Annotated in this window: 23 protein-coding genes; 15 read left to right on the top strand and 8 right to left on the bottom strand. The window is 57.4% G+C overall.

The window, feature by feature from the left end:
* Positions 1 to 123: 123 nt before the first annotated feature.
* Complete coding sequence (locus tag ACR3ES_RS09725; protein ID WP_170432353.1) at positions 124 to 987, top strand: hypothetical protein; 864 nt, start codon at positions 124 to 126, stop codon at positions 985 to 987.
* Positions 988 to 993: 6 nt separating this feature from the next.
* On the opposite strand, the gene ACR3ES_RS09720 is transcribed toward ACR3ES_RS09725, so the two are convergent.
* Entirely contained in the window at positions 994 to 1791 is a 798-nt protein-coding gene (locus tag ACR3ES_RS09720) for a phytanoyl-CoA dioxygenase family protein (RefSeq protein WP_170431838.1), read from the bottom strand.
* A gap of 85 nt (positions 1792 to 1876) precedes the next feature.
* Between ACR3ES_RS09720 and ACR3ES_RS09715 the strand changes: the two genes are divergently transcribed.
* Positions 1877 to 2800 carry a LysR family transcriptional regulator gene (locus tag ACR3ES_RS09715; protein WP_480425267.1) on the top strand — a complete coding sequence of 308 codons (924 nt, stop codon included), beginning with the start codon at positions 1877 to 1879 and terminating at the stop codon, positions 2798 to 2800.
* Here ACR3ES_RS09715 and irrA read toward each other — a convergent pair.
* Positions 2778 to 3194 (bottom strand): iron response transcriptional regulator IrrA, encoded by a 417-nt coding sequence (irrA, locus tag ACR3ES_RS09710; protein ID WP_170431834.1) that lies wholly within the window; start codon positions 3192 to 3194, stop codon positions 2778 to 2780. The genes ACR3ES_RS09715 and irrA overlap by 23 nt on opposite strands.
* A 188-nt stretch (positions 3195 to 3382) precedes the next feature.
* Here irrA and fabA point away from each other — a divergent pair, with 188 nt between their 5' ends.
* Genes fabA through ACR3ES_RS09690 form a run of 4 tightly spaced genes read left to right on the top strand, consistent with a single transcriptional unit; the run spans position 3383 to position 6189 of the window.
* Positions 3383 to 3892 (top strand): bifunctional 3-hydroxydecanoyl-ACP dehydratase/trans-2-decenoyl-ACP isomerase, encoded by a 510-nt coding sequence (gene fabA, locus ACR3ES_RS09705; RefSeq protein WP_170431832.1) that lies wholly within the window; start codon positions 3383 to 3385, stop codon positions 3890 to 3892.
* Between the two features lie 31 nt (positions 3893 to 3923).
* Complete coding sequence (gene fabB / locus ACR3ES_RS09700) at positions 3924 to 5153, top strand: beta-ketoacyl-ACP synthase I (RefSeq protein WP_170431830.1); 1230 nt, start codon at positions 3924 to 3926, stop codon at positions 5151 to 5153.
* A gap of 5 nt (positions 5154 to 5158) precedes the next feature.
* Positions 5159 to 5950, top strand: a complete 792-nt coding sequence (locus ACR3ES_RS09695) for an enoyl-ACP reductase FabI (RefSeq protein WP_170431828.1) — start codon at positions 5159 to 5161, stop codon at positions 5948 to 5950.
* A gap of 59 nt (positions 5951 to 6009) precedes the next feature.
* On the top strand, positions 6010 to 6189 hold the full coding sequence (locus tag ACR3ES_RS09690; RefSeq protein WP_480426474.1) for a hypothetical protein: 180 nt from the start codon (positions 6010 to 6012) through the stop codon (positions 6187 to 6189).
* Positions 6190 to 6222: 33 nt separating this feature from the next.
* On the opposite strand, the gene ACR3ES_RS09685 is transcribed toward ACR3ES_RS09690, so the two are convergent.
* Positions 6223 to 6651: an FKBP-type peptidyl-prolyl cis-trans isomerase gene (locus ACR3ES_RS09685; RefSeq protein ID WP_170431824.1), complete on the bottom strand. Its 429-nt coding sequence runs from the start codon at positions 6649 to 6651 to the stop codon at positions 6223 to 6225.
* A 123-nt stretch (positions 6652 to 6774) separates the two neighbouring features.
* Between ACR3ES_RS09685 and ACR3ES_RS09680 the strand changes: the two genes are divergently transcribed.
* The 8 genes from ACR3ES_RS09680 to ACR3ES_RS09645 all read left to right on the top strand — a co-directional run bounded on the left by ACR3ES_RS09680 (position 6775) and on the right by ACR3ES_RS09645 (position 13738).
* Positions 6775 to 7461 carry a haloacid dehalogenase type II gene (locus ACR3ES_RS09680; protein WP_170431822.1) on the top strand — a complete coding sequence of 229 codons (687 nt, stop codon included), beginning with the start codon at positions 6775 to 6777 and terminating at the stop codon, positions 7459 to 7461.
* Complete coding sequence (locus ACR3ES_RS09675) at positions 7461 to 8288, top strand: alpha/beta fold hydrolase (RefSeq protein ID WP_170431820.1); 828 nt, start codon at positions 7461 to 7463, stop codon at positions 8286 to 8288. Before ACR3ES_RS09680 ends, ACR3ES_RS09675 begins: the two co-directional genes overlap by 1 nt.
* Entirely contained in the window at positions 8285 to 9259 is a 975-nt protein-coding gene (locus ACR3ES_RS09670; RefSeq protein ID WP_170431818.1) for a threonine/serine dehydratase family protein, read from the top strand. The genes ACR3ES_RS09675 and ACR3ES_RS09670 overlap by 4 nt, the downstream gene beginning before the upstream one ends.
* Positions 9260 to 9317: 58 nt before the next feature.
* On the top strand, positions 9318 to 10106 hold the full coding sequence (gene pcaD / locus ACR3ES_RS09665; RefSeq protein WP_480425265.1) for a 3-oxoadipate enol-lactonase: 789 nt from the start codon (positions 9318 to 9320) through the stop codon (positions 10104 to 10106).
* Positions 10107 to 10119: 13 nt separating this feature from the next.
* Complete coding sequence (locus ACR3ES_RS09660) at positions 10120 to 10833, top strand: alpha/beta fold hydrolase (protein WP_170431814.1); 714 nt, start codon at positions 10120 to 10122, stop codon at positions 10831 to 10833.
* Between the two features lie 156 nt (positions 10834 to 10989).
* On the top strand, positions 10990 to 12084 hold the full coding sequence (locus ACR3ES_RS09655; protein ID WP_170431812.1) for a Zn-dependent alcohol dehydrogenase: 1095 nt from the start codon (positions 10990 to 10992) through the stop codon (positions 12082 to 12084).
* Positions 12085 to 12109: 25 nt separating this feature from the next.
* A complete protein-coding gene (locus ACR3ES_RS09650; RefSeq protein WP_170431810.1) occupies positions 12110 to 13342 on the top strand; it encodes a mandelate racemase/muconate lactonizing enzyme family protein in 1233 nt (410 codons plus the stop codon).
* Between the two features lie 108 nt (positions 13343 to 13450).
* The gene (locus ACR3ES_RS09645; RefSeq protein ID WP_170432350.1) at positions 13451 to 13738 is read left to right on the top strand and encodes a metalloregulator ArsR/SmtB family transcription factor; all 288 of its coding nucleotides are present in this window, start codon (positions 13451 to 13453) and stop codon (positions 13736 to 13738) included.
* Positions 13739 to 13741: 3 nt separating this feature from the next.
* Here ACR3ES_RS09645 and ACR3ES_RS09640 read toward each other — a convergent pair whose 3' ends face one another.
* Positions 13742 to 16738, bottom strand: a complete 2997-nt coding sequence (locus ACR3ES_RS09640; protein ID WP_170432347.1) for a cyclic nucleotide-binding domain-containing protein — start codon at positions 16736 to 16738, stop codon at positions 13742 to 13744.
* 215 nt (positions 16739 to 16953) lie between these two features.
* Between ACR3ES_RS09640 and ACR3ES_RS09635 the strand changes: the two genes are divergently transcribed.
* Positions 16954 to 17343 carry a DUF3307 domain-containing protein gene (locus tag ACR3ES_RS09635; protein WP_480425263.1) on the top strand — a complete coding sequence of 130 codons (390 nt, stop codon included), beginning with the start codon at positions 16954 to 16956 and terminating at the stop codon, positions 17341 to 17343.
* Here ACR3ES_RS09635 and ACR3ES_RS09630 read toward each other — a convergent pair.
* From ACR3ES_RS09630 to ACR3ES_RS09615, 4 genes are read right to left on the bottom strand one after another with little or no spacing between them, the layout of a single operon-like run.
* Positions 17301 to 18086 (bottom strand): hypothetical protein, encoded by a 786-nt coding sequence (locus ACR3ES_RS09630; protein ID WP_170431809.1) that lies wholly within the window; start codon positions 18084 to 18086, stop codon positions 17301 to 17303. The two genes, ACR3ES_RS09635 and ACR3ES_RS09630, sit on opposite strands and share 43 nt — an antisense overlap.
* A 57-nt stretch (positions 18087 to 18143) precedes the next feature.
* Positions 18144 to 19448, bottom strand: a complete 1305-nt coding sequence (locus tag ACR3ES_RS09625) for an FAD-dependent oxidoreductase (RefSeq protein WP_170431807.1) — start codon at positions 19446 to 19448, stop codon at positions 18144 to 18146.
* Positions 19445 to 20119, bottom strand: a complete 675-nt coding sequence (locus ACR3ES_RS09620; protein WP_170431804.1) for a TetR/AcrR family transcriptional regulator — start codon at positions 20117 to 20119, stop codon at positions 19445 to 19447. The genes ACR3ES_RS09625 and ACR3ES_RS09620 overlap by 4 nt, the downstream gene beginning before the upstream one ends.
* A complete protein-coding gene (locus tag ACR3ES_RS09615) occupies positions 20120 to 21670 on the bottom strand; it encodes a trimethylamine methyltransferase family protein (RefSeq protein WP_170431802.1) in 1551 nt (516 codons plus the stop codon).

Below are 21670 nucleotides of genomic sequence, written 5' to 3'. Positions count from 1 at the left end.
GGATCGGGCCTTTGCGCTCGCTGGACCGGCGTCATGTATATGCTTGGAACGCCGCTTGCAATGCAGGCGCAATTACCCGAATTTGGCGGAACTTTCCAGCAAGGCGGAACCGAAAACAGGGCGATGCAGTACGAATCCCTCGATCACTTTTTAAAAGCAGGCCAGACTGTTCTGGCCAATGGTCCGGTTGCATTGGTATTTGCCGAAGACGATGTGGAACTCGAGGGAACCCTGCGGCATCACCAGAAACTCGGCTTCAAAGCCGTGGTTGCGTTCATGCCCCGTGACTTCCGGCTTGGTGAGGATCTGAGCGAAGAAATCCACCGCGTCACACTGAAATGTGCCCCTCGGTCCGCCATCTTTGAGGCGATCAACAGGATCATTCAGGCCGCACCCAACACTTGGATGTACTACTGTTACAACGCCGAGTATTTGTTTTTCCCCTTCTGTGAAACGCGGAGCATCGGCGAAATGCTGGCCTTTCACACAGAAGAACGCCGCAAAGCCATGCTGAGCCATGTCATTGACCTCTACGCCGATGATCTGGCGCGCTTTCCGAACGGTGTCGATCCGGCTCATGCCATGCTGGACAGCACCGGCTATTATGCCCACACGCGTCATAACTCGGCTGGCCAACCGCTTGAGCGTCAATTGGACATGTCCGGCGGTCTCAGGTGGCGGTTCGAGGACCACATCCCGTATGAGCGCCGCCGCATCGACAGGATCGCTTTGTTCAAGGCACAAAAGGGTTTGACTCTGTTACCAGACCACACCTTCAACGAGGCGGAATACAACACCTATTCCTGCCCCTGGCACAACAATCTGACGGCCGCCATTTGTTCCTTTCGCGCGGCCAAGGCCTTGAAAAGCAACGCGGGCTCCACTTTTGATATCCCCAGCTTCCGCTGGGACAAATCGGTCCCGTTTCAGTGGAACTCGCGTCAGTTACTTGATCTGGGACTTATTGAATCCGGTCAGTGGTTCTGAGACATCTTAGCGCTGCAAAAGCACGGGGAACCAATCGTCGCGCAGGCGCTGCCCGGGCTGCATCTTGTGCCCCGGAAATGGCGGCGACGTGGGACCTGGACGTTCAACATATCGCGCATCATCCCCCACTAGTCGCAGCGAAAACGCCCGGCGGCGGCTGTCTGATCGATTCCCACGCGCGCCGTGCAGCGTACGGTAGTTGAACGCAACCGCATCGCCCGGTTCCATTTCGAATTCAACGACTTTCATGCCGTCGGCATCCGGATCCGGCACCGGGATGTAGCGGCCTTCATCCGGGAAAAACCCTTCCTCGGACACCCATCGGGTTGGCAGAACCTCTTTGTCCCATCGATGCGAACCGGCAACGCAACGCAATGTGGCCTGTTTGACCGGGTCCAGTGGCGACCAGAAACTGATCGTCTGTTGACCTTCGACAAAGTAGTATGGGCCGTCCTGATGCCAGGGTGTTGCCATCGACGTCCCCGGCTCTTTCACAAGCACGTGGTCGTGAAACATCTGTACAGTCTGCGATTGCATCAAGTCTGCTGCAACCTCGGCTGCCGGAGAGGTTTCGATTACCTCCCGAAACTGGGGAATGCGGGTCCAGTTGCAGTAATCATCAAAAAACAGGCCGGTCTCGCCCTCTTTCTTGTTTTCCGACGCATAGGGGCCCGGCTCCTTCATGTTTGTCGCCACGCCCGCACGCAGTTGGTCTAGGTGATCGGCAAACAGGCCCTTTACCAGGACGACCCCGTCCTCCTGGTATGTGTCGATCATATCTTGGGAAACGAGCGGATGCGGCATATCGGTCTCCTTGGCGTGTCAAAAGATTCTGACCTGAAACGTTTCTTCTGTTCAAATCATATCTTTTAATGAAAGAATTAACTCGATGTTATATCTTTCCCTGCGCCAGTACGAATATGTGTGTGCCATTGGGCAATTCGGCAGCCTGTCAGCCGCGGCGCAAAACCTGAATGTTTCGCAACCTGCCCTATCGACTGCCCTGACTCGGGTCGAGGCGCATTTGGGATATCCCTTGTTCGTCCGCCGGCGCGGAGTGGCAATGACCTTAACGCCGCAAGGCTGCAAGTTCGTAGAACAGGCAAAGGACCTGTTGAAAAACGCCGCCAGAATCGAGGTTTCCGATCCGGCGCGGCAAAGCGCAAAACACCTGAGGCTGGGCTGTTTTATGGATTTGGCGCCGCTTCACTTAGCCTCTTCTCTGCACCTGTTGCATAACGCTTTGCCCAACACCACGCTGACGTACACGGTCGGGACGTTCGAAAACCTCCTGAACGGACAGATCAACGGTCAGATCGATATCGCAATCACATACGAACTGGTTCTGGACGCTGGTTTTGTCAGACATCATCTGTTTGACAGCCGGCCAAGGGCACTCGTGTCGACCGAACATCCGCTTGCGCGGTGTGCTCAGGTCACGCTGTCAGATTTGGCACACCATCCGCTTATCTTGTCCGAAGAAGGTTTGTCCGCCCAACATTTCCTCGGATTATTCCGACGCAACGGCCTTAACCCTACAGTGGCGCATCGCGCTGCGTCTTTGGAGATTCAACGCAGTTTGGCGGCACATGGGAACGGTATCGGACTCAGCTATGCGAGCCCGCAGAACCGCTTTAGCTATGACGGCAGGCCACTTGTCCGTATTCCAATCGGCAACGCAGATGCAGTTGAAGCAGTGGTTCTGGCGCGCCACGGGACAGGCCCTGCGGACCAGACTGTCACCGAAGCTGAGCAAGTTTTAATCGAGGCGCTCCAAGCCGTGCCACAAATTACTTTCGGCGCAACCGAATAACAACATCGACAGACGCGATCTCTACCCCTTCAGGGGCTTGTGGCAGGCTCTGGATCACAAGCTCATCAGAGGGTGCGTCGCTGACGCGACCGTCGTCTTCCCAATAGAAATGCGGGTGATCATGTGTGTTGGTATCGAAATAACTCTTGGACCCGTCGACCGTAATTTCCTGCAGCACACCCGCATCGCAGAATGCACGCAAAGTGTTATACACCGTCGCAAGAGAGACTGCGTCGCCTTTGGTCTTAGCCGACTCAAACAGGCTTTCGGCGGTCACATGACGATGCCGACCATCACCCACCAAAAGCTCGGCCAGCGCCACACGCTGTCGCGTGGGGCGTAGCCCGGCATCTACCAGCCATTTTGTTGCGATATTGCGGCTCTGAGGTGTCATTGATCCGATACCCGTTTTTGCTGACCCTATATATAGGTGCGCACCCTTGGTAATTTCAAATGAAATTCATTCGCAAACTATGTCTGGCGCACAACATGATGTGGCTTGCGGCTCTTGCAGGACCTTGCAAACGGGTGCTAGACGAGGCCAGATAAAACCAACGGACCCCTGGCAGGAGAGTCGGCAGAATGGCCCAATTCCCGAGCAGCTTTGACAAGGATGATCTGCTGAAATGCGCCCGCGGCGACCTTTTCGGTCCCGGCAACGCGCAATTGCCTGCCCCGCCGATGCTGATGGTGGACCGTATCACCGACATATCCGGCGACGGAGGCGAGCACGGTAAGGGCCATGTGTTGGCCGAGTTCGACATCACGCCCGATCTTTGGTTTTTTGAATGTCACTTTCCGGGCAATCCGATCATGCCCGGCTGTTTGGGCCTGGACGGGTTGTGGCAGTTGACCGGCTTCAATCTGGGCTGGCGCGGCTGGCAGGGGCGCGGCATGGCTGTTGGCGTTGGCGAGGTCAGGCTTACAGGTATGGTTCGCCCGGATCGTAAGATTTTGACCTATAAAATAGATTTCAAAAAAGCGATCCAGACCCGACGCCTGACGATGGGTGTGGCCGATGGTATCGTCGAAGCAGATGGTGAAATGATCTACGACGTCAAGGACATGAGAGTCGTCCTGTCAGAAGCCTGAGCCTGACTGGCCCGAAACAAGGAGCATGCACATGCGTCGAGTAGTTGTCACCGGTTTGGGGGTTGTGTCCTCCATCGGGAACAATGCCCAGGAGGTTCTGGCCTCTCTGAAGGCTGGTAAATCCGGCATCGTGGCCAATGATCAGATGGCCGAACACGGGTTTCGCAGCCAGATCGCCGGATCGCTCAAGATCGATGTCGCAGAGCATGTCGACAAGCGCACGCTGCGCTTTATGGGGCCCGGCGCGGCCTATGCCCATATCGCGATGAGCCAGGCCATTGAAGACGCGGGCCTGACAGAGGATCAGGTGGTAAACCCACGGACCGGGCTTGTCGCCGGGTCCGGCGGTCCGTCGACCAGCGCCATGCTGACCGCGCACCAGACCGTTCTGAAGAATGGTGCAACCAAGCGCATCGGGCCGTTTGCAGTTCCGAAATGCATGTGTTCCACGATTTCGGCGAACCTTGCGACCGCATTTAAAATCAAAGGGATCAACTACTCGATCACCTCGGCCTGCTCAACGTCACTGCATTGCATCGGCAATGCGGCCGAGCAGATTATCATGGGTAAGCAGGATGTGATGTTTGCCGGTGGCGGTGAGGAACTGGACTGGACCCTGTCCTGCCTATTTGACGCAATGGGCGCAATGTCCTCGAAATACAATGACACGCCGGAAAGAGCCTCACGCGCGTTTGACGAACACCGGGATGGGTTCGTGATCTCAGGCGGCGGCGGCATCGTGGTTCTGGAAGAACTGGACCACGCCCTCGCCCGCGGAGCAAAAATTTACGCAGAGGTCACCGGATACGCAGCCACGTCGGACGGCCATGATATGGTGGCCCCGTCCGGCGAAGGCGGCGAACGTGCCATGCGGCTCGCGTTGGCAACCTTGCCGGAAGACCGCAAGGTTGGCTACATCAACGCCCATGGCACCTCGACCCCGGTCGGGGATGTGGGAGAGGTTGAGGCCGTGCGCCGCATCTTTGGCGAGGGCCAAGTGCCGCCGATCTCGTCGACTAAATCGATGACCGGCCATGCGCAGGGGGCTGCGGGCGCGCTGGAAGCGATCTTTTGCCTTTTGATGCTGCACGAAGATTTCATTACTCCGTCGATCAATGTCGACACACTTGCCGAAGGCATCCTGCCCGGTGAAATAGCGACTCAAGTAGTTGAAAATGCAGGCTTGGACAGCGTGATGACCAACAGCTTCGGCTTTGGCGGCACAAACGGATCCATGGTTCTGTCAAAGTATAACGGGTGAATATGATGTCGGATGTTCTCAAGGGTAAGCGCGGCCTGATTATGGGCGTGGCAAATGACCGTTCCATCGCATGGGGCATCGCCAAGGCCATGCATGAAGCTGGCGCAGAACTGGCGTTCACCTATCAGGGCGAGGCATTCGGCAAGCGGTTGGAACCGCTGGCCCAAAGCCTTGGCAGTGATTTCATGGTGGATGCGGATGTCACCGATGACGCATCACTGGACCGGGCGTTCGAAGACTTGGCAAAACGTTGGCCAACCATAGACTTTGTGGTTCACGCCATTGCGTATTCAGATAAATCTGAACTGACGGGCCGGTTTCTGAACACAACCCGCGCCAACTTTAAACACTCGATGGATGTTTCAGCCTATTCGCTGATCGAAGTCGCCCGGCGCGCCTATCCTATGATGAAAGACAATGGCGGCACACTTTTGACCCTGACCTATCAGGGATCGAACCGGGTCGTTCCCAACTACAACGTCATGGGAGTCGCCAAGGCCGCTTTGGAATCCGCGACCCGCTATCTGGCCAACGATCTGGGCCCCGAAGGCATTCGCGTAAACGCGATCTCTCCGGGTCCGATGAAAACGCTGGCGGGGGCGGCCATCGGCGGCGCGCGTAGGACCTACAAATTCTGCGATCAGAACGCCCCGATGCGTTCGAATGCAACGCTTGAGGCGGTTGGTGGTACCGCAGTTTATCTGGCATCCGATGTCGGCGCATGCACGTCTGGTGAAATCATTCGCGTGGATGGCGGATTTCACGTGCTGGGGATGCCACAGCCCGATTTCATGTGACCACATCTTTCCCCGTCACCGCCAAGATTTCACCATCTTTGGCGGGCATGTCTTGCGGCATGAGCAAAGTCGACCAGATCATTACCAGCAGCCCACGTGGGTCGCAGGCGCGGAGAAAGCAGGGTTTTCTCAGCAATCGAGCGCGTCTTCTGTTGCTGACGCTGACCACCGTGTTGCTTTTGCTCGTCTTTTTCACGCAACCGCAGGTTCGTGCAGCGATAGAAGCACTTTTGGGCTAGAATCTCGTTCGCCGGGGCAGTCCGCAACAAGCACTAGTTGATCGAAACCACCTCGACATCAAAAGTCAAATCCAGCCCCGCCAGCGGATGATTTGCATCCAGTGTCACAGTTGCATCATTGACCTCGACCACGGTCACCGAAAGGTCGTAGCCTTCTGGCGTTTTCATCTGAAGCTGCGTACCGGGATCGAGCGGAATGTTATCGGGAATACCCTCGCGCGGTATTTCCTGCCGCATAGCCGGGTTGATCGGCCCATAAGCATCGACACAGGCGATCTCGACCCGCTTCTTCTCGCCAACCGAAAGACCGGACATAGCCTCATCCAGACCGGGAATGACCTGACCAGACCCGACGACAAACTCCAACGGCTCGCGCCCGTCTGAACTGTCAAAGACGGTTTCGTCCAACAGCGTCCCGGTGTAATGGATGCGAATAGTATCGCCCTTTTTGATGTCTGCCATACTGGCCTCCGGCCTTTTGGGGTTGAGGGGCCAACCGTAGGGATTGATTTCACTAAGTAAACCCTAGGCTCTTTAACACCCCTGACTCTTGTGCCAACCTGCGCCCAAACAAAGGAGGGGCGGATGGCAATCACAACCTGCGTATTCGATGCGTACGGCACCTTATTTGATGTCGCCTCTGCTGCGCGTCAGGCCGCCGCCGAACCGGGTTTTGACGCATTGCAGGACAAATGGCCGGATCTGGCCAACCATTGGCGCCTAAAACAACTGCAATACACTTGGCTGAGGGCAGTGGCGGATGCCCATGCTGATTTCTGGGACGTGACCCAGGATGGGCTGGACTGGGCGTTGGAAGCCACCGGGCTGCAAGGCGACGCAGCATTGCGCCAACGGTTGCTGGATCTGTATTGGCAGCTGAGCGCGTACCCTGAGGTGCCCGAGATGCTGAAAGCCCTGAAAGACGGGGGATTGCAAACCGCAATCTTATCCAACGGTTCCCCGCCCATGCTCGACGGCGCGGTTCAATCCGCCGGGATCGGAGACGTTTTGGACGATGTCTTGTCGGTTGAAAGCGTCGGCGTGTTCAAACCGCATGTCCGTGTCTACGATCTGGTGCAGGGCAGATTTGAGTGTGCACGCGATGAAGTGCTTTTTGTCAGTTCCAACGGCTGGGACGCGGCGGGAGCCAGCGGCTACGGTTTTGTCACCGCTTGGGTCAACCGATCTGGTGAACCCATGGACCGCCTGCCCTGGATGCCTGCGCATGTATTGCCCGATCTAACGACGATCCCGAGCCTTGCGGGGCTTTGATGGCTGACTTCACAACGTCCGACGGAAAACGCATCTATTTCGAAGACACCGGCGGGGGAACGCCGCTGCTTTGCCTGGCGGGCTTGACGCGAAACAGCCGGGATTTCTCGTTCCTTGCGCCGCACGTTACCGACCTGCGTATGATCACGATGGATTACCGGGGACGCGGGCGCTCGGACTACGATCCGGATTACCTGAACTACAACATCTTTCGCGAATCTCACGACGCAATCGAATTGCTGGACCATCTTGGCCTCGAAAAGGCAACCGTTCTGGGAACCTCGCGCGGCGGGTTGATCGCCATGGCGCTGGCCGCCAGCCATCCCGCACGCCTGTGTGGTGCCATCCTCAACGATATGGGCCCGGTGATCGAACCATCCGGTATCGCAAAAATCATGGAGTATGTCGGTGCAAAACCGACATCAAAAACCTATGACGAAGCCGCTGCTGTTCTCAAACAGGTGATGGAGCCTCAGTTTCCCGGTGTGTCGCTGGACGTTTGGAGGAAACAAGCGGAAATACAGTATGAAAAACAGGGGGATCGCCTCGCCCTGCGCTATGACCCCGCCTTACGTGCGGCCCTGATCGAACAGGCGGCTGCCGGGGCAATACCGGATATGTGGATGTTCTTCGAAGCACTGCGTGATATCCCGACGTGCGTCATAAGAGGGGCCAATTCCGATGTTTTGGGTGCGGAGACCTTGGCCGAGATGCATGTGCGGCACCCGAACCTTATCTCAGCAGAGGTGCCCGACCGAGGCCATGTCCCGTTTTTGAATGAACCGCAGTCACTGGATGTAATTCGCAAGGTATTGAGCGCCGTATGAGTACCATTGAAATGACCGAAGCCGCCGCCGAGCGGTTGAAAGGACATGTTCGGGAAACGCCGATTCTGACCTCACCTTTTCTGGATGACATCGCGGGCCGTCGTGTTCTGGTGAAACCCGAATGCCTGCAACACACAGGCAGTTTCAAGTTCCGCGGTGCCTGGTCGGCGATTTCCGCATTGGAAGAGGCGGACCGCAAGCGGGGAGTAATTGCCTACTCCTCTGGCAACCACGCACAGGGCGTCGCAATGGCCGCTTCCAAACATGGCGTTGCTTCGGTTATCGTCATGCCCTCAGACGCACCGCAGCTGAAAATCGCCAATACCAAGGCCCTTGGCGCCGAAGTCGTCTTGTATGATCGGGCGTCCGAAAGCCGCGAGGATATCGGCGAAGCCTTGGCCGCTGAACGCGGACTGACACTGATCCGGCCCTATGATGAGCCACAGGTCATCGCCGGACAGGGTACAACCGGTCTTGAAATTGCGCGACAGGCTGCGGACCTGGATGTCACCGAGGCGGATGTGCTGGTCTGTTGCGGTGGCGGGGGCCTGACATCAGGCATTGCACTGGCTCTGAACAAACATGCACCAGGCCTGCGCGCGCGACCCTGCGAGCCAAAAGGGTTCGACGATGTCAAACGCTCGCTGGCGACCGGGCAAATTCAGGCCAACACCGCAACCTCAGGCAATATCTGCGACGCGATTCTGACTCCCCAGCCGGGCCAAATCACGTTTCCAATCCTGCAACGCCTGTGTGGTCCGGGGTTTTCGGTCACGGAAGACGAAGCTTTGCGCGCAATGGCCCAGGCCTTCCTGCGGCTAAAAATTGTACTGGAGCCCGGTGGGGCTGTTGCACTGGCCTCGGCCCTGTTCCGCAAGGACGAAATTCAAGGCGAGGCCGTGATCGTGGTTGCGTCGGGGGGCAATGCTGATCCCGAGGTCTTTGGTCGCGCCCTGGAGTTCCTGACCTGACAAGCGCATCAGATAGGTGCAACCTGAACGCGCAATCCTTGCTGTAAGGACCTGACACATGAACATCGCTAATCTCGGCGACGCACAGCTTCACTACCGGATCGACGGTACACCCGATGGTGCACCGGTGGTGTTTGCCAATTCTCTGGGAACCGATCTGCGCCTGTGGGATGCGGTCCTACCGTATTTGCCTGAGGGACTGCGGATCGTCCGGTTCGACAAACGGGGGCACGGGCTGTCGTCAACCCCGTCCGGACCCTACTCCATGGGGGCGCTGATCCGGGATGCCGAGGCATTATTGGACCACCTCGAAATCATAGACTGTGTCTTTGTCGGCTTGTCCGTCGGTGGTCTGATCGCGCAGGGGTTGGCCGTGAAGAGAACAGACCAGATTCGTGCTCTGGTTCTGTCAAACACCGCTGCCAAAATCGGGACGCCTGAGATTTGGCGGGACCGAATGACTGCCGTGCGATCCGGCGGGATCGAAGCGCTTGCAGATGCCACCATGGAACGATGGTTTTCAAAGGATTTCCGAGCCAATCGAAACCACCTGGTGTGGCGCAACATGATGGTTCAACAGCCTGTGGACGGGTATCTGGGATGCTGCGCGGCCATAGCCGGTACCGACTTCTATACGCCTACCAGCGGCCTGCGACTGTCTACGCTTGGGATCGCCGGCAGCGAGGACGGCTCGACTCCCCCCGACCTCGTTCGGGAAACCGTCGACCTGATTCCCGGTTCTCGCTTCGAGATAATGCGCCGTGCTGGCCATTTACCTTGCATCGAGCGACCTGCAGACTACGCTGATCTTTTGCGGCATTTTTTGAGCGATATCGGACATATTTGAAGGAGCATTCCCCTTGGCAGATTTCCTGTTGATCCACGGCTCATGTCACGGCGCCTGGTGTTGGCGTGATCTGATCCCCGAACTTGAGGCGCTGGACCACACGGCGCGAGCGATTGATCTGCCCAGCCATGGCGCGGACCCGACTCCGATTTCCGAGGTCACACTGGACGGGTGTCGCGATGCGATACTGGCTGCGGTGACACCTGAAACAATCATCGTCGGACACTCCTGGGGTGGCTATCCAATCAGCGCCGCCGCCGAGGCGGAACCGGACGCCATGCGCGCTCTGATCTATCTCAGCGCATATGTGCCACATGATGGCCTGTCGATGGTCCAGATGCGCAGAAAAGGACCAAGCCAGACCATCAAAGACGCCGTTGAAAAATCCGCCGACGGCCTGTCCTACACTGTCCGACCGGACTGCGTTCAGGCGTTGTTTTACCATGATTGCCCCGCAGACATCGTGCCGTATGCGTTGGCCCGCCTGTGCCCTCAGGCGATCCGACCGCAGGATACGCCGTTGCCGATTGGCGAACGGTTTGCGAACATGCCCAAGGCGTATATCCGCACCACGGACGACCGAACCTTGCCGACCGAGTATCAGGAGCAGATGAGCGACTGCGTCCCCCCGGCATTGCGCCGAACAATTGACAGTTCACATTCCTCGTTTTTCTCTCACCCCCGCCAGTTGGCAGGGACCCTGCACGAGCTCGAAACAAAGCTCTGACGCGGTATTCCTCAAATCAGCCTCGATGCTGTGCAATGGCACCTGCAATTCGCAATAAATTCTGCCGTGGCTTAACAACGACGTTTCCATGCCGTATTCCGCCTTGCGGCTCGCAATTTCCCGCGCCACCGTGCACCAAAGGGAGTGAGGGACCACATGCAAACCATGAAAGCTGCGGTATGCCGGGCGTTCAATGAACCCCTGGCCATCGAAGAGGTTCAACTTGCAGACCCGGGTACCGGAGAGGTCGAGGTAACATTAGACGCCGTGGCCATCTGCCATTCAGACATTTCCTACGCTGATGGCGCGTGGGGTGGGTTTCTACCTGCTGTTTACGGGCACGAAGCGGCAGGCGTGATAAGCGCGGTAGGCGAGGCCGCAGGAGACTTTAAGGTCGGTGATCCCGTTGTGGTCACCCTGATCCGTGCCTGTGGGTCTTGCCCGTCCTGCGCGGGTGGCAAGCCTACGATCTGCGAAACGCCCTACGATACGGTCAAGGGGCCGTTGCGGACCGGTGACGGCGGTCCGTTGCAGCAGGCCATGGCCTGTGGCGCCTTTGCGGAGAAGGTCGTGGTCAGCCATCGGCAGATCGTCAAAATCCCGGAAAACATGCCCAAAGACGTGGCAAGCCTGTTGTCCTGCGGCGTCATCACCGGTGTTGGGGCAGCCGTCAATGCCGCCGGTCTGCGTCCGGGGCAGGACGTGGTGGTAATTGGGGCCGGCGGGGTTGGCCTAAACGCCATTCAGGGCGCCCGCATTGCGGGTGCACGCCGTATCGTTGCAGTGGACATGACCGAGGACAAGCTGGATATCGCCAAGGAGTTCGGTGCGACCCATGGTGTCTTGGCCGGTCTAAAAGAACCGTGGAAAGCCGCCTACAAGGCTTTGGGTGGGCGCGGTGCGGATGCCGTTCTGATCACCGTCGGCGCGATCCCCGCCTATGATCAGGCGCCCCGCTACCTTGGGCCCGGCGGCAAGGCCGTGATGATTGGCATGCCACATTCTAGCGATGAAGCCCACTATGAGCCAGTGATTCTGGCGGCCCTTGGTCAGGGGCTTGTTGGGTCAAAAATGGGGGATGTGGTCATTCAGCGGGACATCCCCTGGATGATTGATCTCTATGAGCAGGGGCGTCTGAAGCTGGATGAGTTGATCTCGGGCCGTTGGACGCTGGAACAGATCAACGAGGCGATTGCGGATACCAAGACAGGATCTGCCAAGCGCAATGTGATTATGTTCAACGGTGGCTGACACCTTCAAGGCGAGAGGACAAGGCATGAAACTGCAGGATCTCGACATCATCGTGACCGCCCCTCCTGCGCCGGGTTGGGGCGGGCGGTATTGGATCTTGGTCAAAGTGACCACCGATACCGGCATTACAGGCTGGGGAGAATGCTACGCGTCCTCGGTCGGGCCGAAGGCCATGTGTTCGGTGATCCGCGACGTGTTCGAGCGGCATATGCTGGGCGAAAACCCGGAAAACATCGAGCTGATGTTCCGCCGCGCCTATTCCAGCGGTTTCACCCAACGCCCGGACCTGACCGTTATGGGCGCATTTTCAGGGCTTGAGATCGCGTGTTGGGATATCTTGGGCAAGGATCGTGACCGGCCGGTGTATGCGTTGCTTGGCGGAAAGATGAACGATCGAATTCGTGCCTACACCTACCTCTATCCGCTGCCACAGCACAATCTCATGGATTTCTGGACATCGCCTGAGCAAGCCGGAGAATGCGCGGTTGAAATGGTTCGGCGTGGATACACTGCCGTGAAATTCGACCCAGCCGGGCCCTACACGCTCAGAGGCGGGCATATGCCGGCGATGTCCGACATCACCATGTCGGTGGCGTTCTGCAAGGCAATTCGCGAAGCGGTGGGTGACAAGGCCGACCTGTTGTTCGGCACCCATGGCCAGTTCAACACCGCCGGAGCCATTCGCCTTGGCCAGGCACTGGAGCCCTACTCTCCGCTCTGGTTCGAAGAGCCGACACCGCCGGACATGATCGAAGATATGGCACGTGTGGCGCGGAATGTCCGCATCCCGGTGGCCACAGGTGAGCGCCTGACCACCAAAGCCGAGTTCGGTGCGGTGTTGCGCGCGGGCGCGGCGGAAATCTTGCAGCCCGCACTGGGACGCGCCGGTGGCATCTGGGAAATGAAAAAGGTTGCCGCAATTGCCGAACTATTCAATGCGCAGATGGCCCCGCATCTTTACGCGGGTCCGGTGGAATGGGCGGCGAATATTCATCTGGCTGCATCGATCCCAAACCTGCTGTTGCTGGAGTCAATTGAAACCCCGTTTCACGACCAGCTGATCAAAGGCAGTCTGCGTGTCCAGGAAGGGTTTGTTTCCGCCCCAAAAGGACCCGGATTGGGGATTGAAGTCGACGAAGACCTTGCGCGGGCGCACCCATATACAGGGGGCGGTTTGCACCTCGAGATGCAGGAAGAGCCCTGCGACTACGTCAATGGCAACGCGTTTCAGGGCGGAGCCCCGGCAACCGAGGGGTGACAAGCGCGACCGGGTTGAGGCATATTGCGCCAAAATCATGTGCTGGACAGCTCTCTCGTGACACTCAACCAGATCCAACCTCAAAAGCCGCCGGAAATGCCCACCGATATGCAAAGCAGCGCAGCAGAAGCAGCAGCCTTTCTGAAGACGCTGGCGCATGAGGGGCGGTTGATGATCCTGTGCCATCTGGGCGATGGTGAGAAATCTGTGGGAGAGCTGGAGGCATTGCTCGAAACCCGCCAGGCCGCCGTCAGCCAAATGCTGGCCCGTTTGCGCGAAGAAGGTCTGGTGAAGGCGCGAAGGGACGGAAAAACGGTCTATTACTCTCTGCAGGATGGGAATACCGCGCAGGTCATTTCGCTGCTCTACGACCTGTTCTGCAACCCGGACTGTTGATCGTTAGTTTGAAACGTAGCCTGCGATGACCTGCAACAGTTTAAACGCAGTCGCAGCGTCGTTTTCGACCACGGCAAGGAACTCTTCTTCGCCGATACGCAAGCAGGACAGATTTGTTTCTGCGATCATGCTTAGGGCACGCGGTTCTTTCCGGATCAAGCCAAGTTCGCCGACAAGAGCACCGGGTCCAACTTTGGTAATCAACTGATCTGGCCCGCCAGATTGCGGCAGGTACAATCCGGCTTCGCCCTCGAGCACCACATATGCGCCATCCGTTGGCTGGTCGTCCTTCAAGAAAACAACTTGCCCGGCAGCCGAATCGAACCAACGCGCACCAAATGCCAGCAGGCGCAACTGCCTGCGATCCAACCCTGAAAACAGGGGAGTTTGCTCCAAAGCGCGCAGTTTCCGCGCCAGGTCTGCCGAGGCAGCGCTGTCTTCTTCCACGTCCGCTGGTCCTTCGTCCGAGACAACACGACCCTGACGGATTTCGACATACATGTCGAAAACATCCGGATTTTCGAATTGGTCATTCAGATAGATGACGGTTGTCTCGGGCAACAGCGCACGCAGGTTTTTGTAAACCGCTACCTGTGTTTGCATGTCATAACTGGCCAGCGCGTTTTCCAGGATCAGGATGTCGGGTTTCTTGATCGTTGCACGGGTAAAGGCCAGCGGTTCGGCAAAAACCGCCGGCAGATTCTGCCCACCAAGGGCCACGGGAATGTCGTAGATCAGTTCAACAACCAGCGGACGTGCGCCGTTTTCGTCCAGTACGTCGACGATCATCTTGCGCGCCTCGTCTGACCGCGCCCCACCGATCTGGCTGACTTTCCCAAACAGGGCGTTTTCCATAACCGTCAAACCGGGCGCAAAGCCGTCGGGGTCAAGCGGTACAAAAACATCATGGAGGCGATCCAGCAGTTTTGCGGAATGGCTGTGACGCAACTCCAGAATGCGATCCTTGAGCTCATCTGAAAAAGCCGGACCAATCTGCTCTGCCGAGATGACCAATGGCACAGCCAGCAGATTAGCGAGTTGATCGTCATCCAGCCCCGCCGCGCCTTCCTTTCTGGTGCGTTCCACCAGTTCGACGGCCGCCTCATATGTCTGGGCCTCCAGACCCAGCTTGCGGAACAAAGGATGGTCCGTGCCGTCCAGGCCAAAGATCTGCCTCAACATATCGATCACGTCGCGCGTGAGTGCGATCAGGGTTTCGTCCAAGCCCAATTCGCGCAGTTGACCCAGAAAGACCGTTTGTTGCGCCAGCAATTCCTGAGTGACCGGAACGCGCGGCGTGGCAAACAACAGGTTCTCGGCAACCGGCAAGGCAGTATTGTAGGCGTTTCGATCAAAAATCAGCGCCTGTTCTTCTAGCCCGGCCTCTCTGATCGATTGCTGCACCAGCGGTCTGAGATCTACCAGTTTTTGTGCGAGCGCTGGGTACTTGTCTGGGTCAAATGCCTGTTCCGCGCCGCGCTGGAACAAGGCTGCCCCCGACCCCATTCCGTCGATCAGTTTGAGCCACCAATCCCGCAATGCGTTGGCGTTGTCCAAACCGGCAAGCGACGGGTCCAGCCAATCGGCCTGAAACGGATCGGTGCTGTTGCCGGCACGGAGTGTTTCGGCAAACCCGGGATCATCTGAGACCTCTGACAGCGGCTTGTACCGCATCGGCATCATAACGTTGTCACCCAACGTGCCCTGAAACATGACCGGTCGCGAGGTGGCATAGCCAATACGCGCTGCGACAACGCCCTGATGCAATTCTGCTAGGTTTTGACTTCCGATTTCGACACGGCCAGCGCTAGGCAGGATTTCTCGTGTCAGCAATTCCGCAATGGCGCGTCTGTCTTCTTCGCTGGGTGCGGCGATACCGATGGTCTTTCCTTCCGGGAAGGTCAGATCCAGATCATCGAGCACCTGATTTCCATCGATGTCACGAACCGAAACCCGATCCAGAACGATATCGCCATTCAGGTGTGGCCGGTCATCCGGCTCGCCCTCAAACAGCTTTTCGTCCTGCATCCCCGACGGCGCAAAGCGCTCGATCACCACATCCCAGCGCAACCCCATGTCCTGTGTTTGGTTGTAATAGGTCAGCAGTTCCTTCCACGGCGAACTGAGGTCTTTGTAGGCCGCCAGCGCCGCCACCAACGCACCCAATGAGACAGAGCCCTGAAGAACCAGCAGACCGCCCACCAGATAGAACATGAACGGCGTCAGCTGCGAGATGAAGTTGTTTATGAACTTCATAAAGAACTTCTTCTGGTAAATCTCGAACCGGATTCCGAACAATCGGCCCAACTGATCCGAGACCATAGCGCGGCGGTACCGCCAGCCACCATTGGCACGCAGTGTTGCGGCACCGGCTGCGTTCTCTCCGATCTGGGCTGCCAGCACACGGACTTCCTGGATGCGTTTCTTGTTCAGCAGATTGATTTGACGCTGCAGGCGCGGGATCAGCCACGCCTGCACAGGAATAAGCGCGACCGCAGCCAGACCGAACCAGACACTTTGCAGAAACAGAAAAGACAGGATCGTGATCATCTGCCCGGCCTGCAGAACCGGCTGGCTGATCGCGTCGCCCATCAAGCCGCCCATCGGTTCGCTTTCTGCGGTGATCATGGACACCATCTCGCCCTGGCTGACCCGTTCGAAATAGGGTTGTGGGAACCTCAGAGCGCGGCTGATCAACTGGTAGCGGAACCGCCTCAGCATCCGTTCGCTCAACACGCCTTTCATCGTGTTGATCCGCATCTTCATCAGACCATGCGCAAGTACGGCAGCCAGAAAGGCAAAGCACAAGATGATCAGGAAATTTGTCTGTGGAAGGCTGTATCCCCAAACATCGACAATACTGCTGGTGGCGCCAATCGCATCGTTGATGATGCGCTTCGGCAACTCAAGCGTCAGATATAGCAACGGGAACAGCGTAGACGTGACGGCCAGCAGGATCAGCTGGTCGCGTTTGGAGTATTTCCAAATAAACCGGAAAATCGTGCGTTCTATGGAACCCGCCCCTGCTGCTGATCAACGGTTCGATTTTGGTGTAATGCACGCAAAGTCAACATTCTGAATTTACAGTAATCCTGACAAAATTGGCAAATAGTTTCCCACCGAAGACGTTTATTCGCGTTGTGTGAACTAGATCATTTGCGCGGCGGTCTTTTAATGCCTAGAGTCTGCTCAGGGACGTCATCGGGAGGGTAATTTTGACTGCCAGTTTTGGCGCAGTGTTGGTTATGCTCTGCTTGTTGCAGATCAAACATATGTTTGCCGACTATTACCTTCAGACACCCAAGATGCTCTCCGGGCGTGGTGAGTATTTTCACATGGGCCGCGCGCAACATGCAGGTGTGCATGCCGCGGGGTCCGTTGTTGTCTTTCTGCTGTTCGGTGCGCCGATTCCCTTTATCTTTGTTACTGTTGCTCTGGAATGGTTCGTTCACTTCAACATTGATTATGCCAAGGCAAGCTATTCGGACAAAAAACAGCTTGAACCAAACCAGGCCGCATTCTGGCGCGCGGCTGGGCTGGACCAGTGTCTGCACAATCTGACCTATATCGCGATGGTTTGGGCCTGGCTGGAGTTTGCGGCGTAAGCCGGAGCATTTTCGGCATTACTCTCCGAAACGCCCGCCCGGTACGCAGATAGCCAAAGTCGATCCAGTTCGTCCACTTTTTCTGGATCAAACTGGCTTTCAACTTCCCAGTACCGTCCTGATTCAACAAAGTATCCTGTTTCGGCCTCAGCTCGAAGAACAGCCTGCATTCCGTCGACCTTAGGCAACGGCGGGCACTGCAAGTCTGCAATTGACGTTGAGGGAAACACCAGTCTGCTGTCGCCTTCAGACAAGCGCACCATGTGGCATTGCTGTGCTGCGCCAAACATCGCCAACCGTGCAGACTTCGCCTCAAGTGAGCGTAACGTTATGTCGGAGCGCAGAGGGTCGGCGGTGCCATTGCCGTAAAAATGTGTCTGACCAGTATCTGAATACACCATGTCACATCCAAAATAGGCCAGCACCGCAGGCCGAAGCGCGGACAATGCCCAATATCCGGCAGTAAAAGCCATCGTGCCACCCGCATAGACAAACCCGCCATATTGGTTTTGCCTTGGGACATAGTCTTCGGCACTTACGATGCGCTGAGTTTCTTTCAAGTGTGTCGGACGTTTCGCAGTTGGGAAGTCTTCTGGATGGATCAGTATGTCCCAATCCGGCCGAATGTGCCACGCGTTATTGATCGCCACAACATGCGTAAAGGGTTCGCGGGGCCACGACCGCGCTGTCACAGCCGACGGAGCACTGCCCAGGATCAGAACACGGTTCTGCGGATCGGTCATCACGGGTCCGGCCTTTGTTGCGGGTCCCGTGCAACCTAGAGCATTTCACAAGCTCGGCTAGCCCAGAACGGAAAAACTGCTTTCTTCGTTGATGGGGCGATTACGCGAATAGAACCCGACATCGATCTTCCGCTTGATATAGGGCAGTTCGAACTGCAGAGGTTGTGCGTCATGATCCGCCCCGCCCTCGCAATAGCTGATCAAGGCGGTCATCATCTTGCCCGCAATCGGGGCATTCTTGTACTGGTTTCCGCTGGTGCCACAGGCCATGTAAAAGCCGGGCAAGCTGGACTTGTCATAGATCGGAATCCAATCGGTCGAAGCGTCGTAGAGATCGACAACCCCGCGCGTCTTGGACGGAATGCCAAGGCTGGGCACCCGTTGTGCGTATCGCATGGCCTGTGTGGTCCACTGGTCGGTGAAATCGTGATTGTAGTGAACATCGTCCTCGCACCACTGATGCGGATCGCATTCGGGATCTTCCGAGCCAACCAGAATGTGGTTGCCATGCTCCGGGCGGCAATAGCAGGCGATATCGCTGTCCGAAACTATGGTGCCGTCATTTTCAAAGTCGAACCCCTCGGGTGCGGGAACATGAACCACTTCCTGCCGCAGTGGCCGTGTTTCAATGGTCATGTCGTCCAGAACGCCAGCCATTTTGTTTATGATTGCGGATCCCGGTCCGGCGACATTCACGACCACTTTGGCGCGGATTTCTTCGCCCGAGGCCAATTTCACTCCAGCGACGCGCCCGTCCTCGGTCAGTATCTCGACAACCTCCGCGCCGGTTCGCACGTCCGCACCGTGCTGTTTTGCCGCGTCCATCAGGTTTTGCGCAGACAGGGCCGGGTCCGTGACATATCCCGCCTGCGGCCAGAACACCCCACCCTGCATTTTTCGGCCGTTCGGTTGACCAAATTCAGGGTCCTCCATACGTTTCGGCGGCGTAAAACTATCCAGTGAGTAGACCGGCAGGCGTTCGGTGATTTTCTCGGGAGACCATTCCTCGAACGGACACTCTAGATCGGCGCTGTTGTGCATATGCTTTTCCAGCAACCCGTTTGCGTCGGTTTTCATCACCAGACATCCGGTTTCCCGGAATTGCGCCAGATTGGCGTCCTCGGGCAAACCCAGATACTCGGCCCAGTCACGCCAGTAATGGTACCCCTCCCATGCAAAGGCGGTGCCGTCGAAGGTCGAATAATGCATGCGGATGATTGCACAGGAGCCTGCGGTGGAGCCATGGCCGACCTGGCTGTTGCGGTCCAGCGACAAGGTTTGCCAACCGGCTTTGGCCATTTCGAACGCGATGGCGGCACCGATGACACCCGTGCCGATGATAATTGCGTCTGGTTGGCTCATTCTGTGTCTCCTTGCCAATAGCGCTTTGAATAGGCGCTGAATTCCTCAACTTCTTCGGGTCTGGGCTCGACTCCGGTGAAAACGTATAGATAGTGCGGAACCATCGATATTCGCGTGTTCATCGGTTCGTTCAACTGGGCCAAATCATATCCAATCTGCATGTAATACAGCACGCGGGCGCGCGTTTCCGCTTCGATCTCGGAATAACCATATCGGGCGAACATGGCGTGCAGGGCCTTCAGGCGTTTTGCATCCGACTGATCCAGAACGCGGCGCACTTTCCCGGACTTTCGCGCCCAGTCGCGCACCGCAAAATCCAATGCGGTGTCAAAAAGCGCGGTGTTCACAACGCACCGATGCACGTTGCAAACGGCTGCAGTGATGGTGTCGGCCTGTGCTTCGGCCTGCGCGATCAACGCTGCTGTATTGGTGGCCTGCCATTTGGCCAGCAATGCGTCCAGCAGTTCCTGCCGGGATTTGAAATACCAATAGAACGACGATCGAGACACCGCCATTCGCTCGGCCAAGTTCAGAACCTTGATCTGATCCACCCCATCCGAGATCAGCACATCCATCGCAACATTCAGCCAGTCATCGCGTGTGACCTTGATGTTACCAACAAGTGGCTCGGCCTTGGGGTCATCCCGGTGCAAGATCGGTTTGGTGTTCATTCAACTCTCCGGCGGGGCGCCGCCTTCTGCTGTACGACGGGCAATAAAATCTTGCAAAGCCCCGATCCGGTCGTTGTCGCTGGGCGGCGCTTTGAAGTCGTTCAGAATACCCTTCCAAACCCCTGTGGCGCGGTGGTTGGCATCCACCGATCCTCGCTCGGTCCAGGTGCCGAAATTGGCATAGTCGTGCACATGCGGTTCGTAGAACTCGGTGTTATAGCGCTCCATCGTCTGGCTGGAGGCAAAAAAGTGACCGCTTGGTTCCACCTCGCGCAACGCGGTATCAAAGCCGATCTCGGCTGGTCCGGCCTGCGCACCGGCGCAAAGCTCGGCCACCATGTTCAGCACCTCGGCATCGCAGATCAGCTTTTCGAAAGATACGGTCAGCCCGCCTTCGAGCCAACCCGCCGAGTGAATGATCACCGTTGCCCCGGCCATGAGACATCCCCAAAGGCCAAACTGATTTTCATTGGCCGCCTGAACATCGTTGATGTTCGCCGCCGATCCGGCGGCGGACCGCCAGGGTAAGCCCAAATGGCGGGCCAACTGACCCGCGGCCAGCGAGGCCTGGAAATGCGATGGCGTCCCAAAGGCTGGAGCACCCGACTTCATGTCCACATTGCTGGTGAACGTGCCATAACACACCGGCGCACCCGGGTTGGCAAGCTGGGTCAGCGTCAGTGCGGCCAGGGCTTCGGCATGCGACAAGGTGATTGCACCCGCTACCGTAATCGGGGCCATTGCCCCCATCAGTGTAAACGGCGTGATGATGGACATCTGGCCGTGTCGTGCGAAATCGATCAAGCCTTGCGCCATGGGAATGTCGAGTGTGCGCGGACTGTTGGTGTTGATGATCGTGTAACAGTGAGGGTTGGCGCGAAACTCGTCGTCAGAGAGGCCGCGTGCTGTCGACAACATCTCGAAACAGTCCATCACCTGCGGCGTCCCGCGCGAGAAGAAGAACGGGAATTTGTCCGTCAACTCCATCTGCGCCTTGGTCGTGAAGTAGTGGCGCAGGTGGGTTGGCACGTCCTGCGGCTCGACCTGAGGTGAGATCATCTGGAACACATCGAAATGATGGGTGAGCTTTAGGAACTCCAGATAATCCTGCCCGGTGGCGGGGCGACGCCCGCGTTCCAGGTCGGTGGCATTGGGCGCGCCAGCCCCGGGCTGAAACACCAGACTTCCCAACTCCAAAGTGAAATCACGGCGACCCGCACCCGCCCGGCAGGCAATGGACTTGGGTGCCGAGGCAATGGCCGCCTCGACAATTTCGCGTCCAATGAACACCATCTCGCGATCTTCATCCACCCGCGCACCGGCTTGGTCGAACAGGCGGCGCGCCTCTGGCAGAAGCACTTTGACCCCAAGTTCTTGAATCGCGCGCAAGGCCGTTTCGTGCATATCCGCGATCTGATCTGCCGGGAACACTTCCATCAACGGAAACGGATTCTTCAGTTGGCGGTAATTCACATCGCGGGCGACGGGCGGGGCAGCATCGGCGCCACGCCCTCGCCGTCTCCGCCCGCGCTCCGGGGTTTGCGCGATCAT

The organism is Ruegeria sp. B1 (assembly GCF_056535885.1).
Note: the sequence above shows the minus strand (reverse complement) of the source record. Positions and strands in the feature narration are given on the sequence as shown.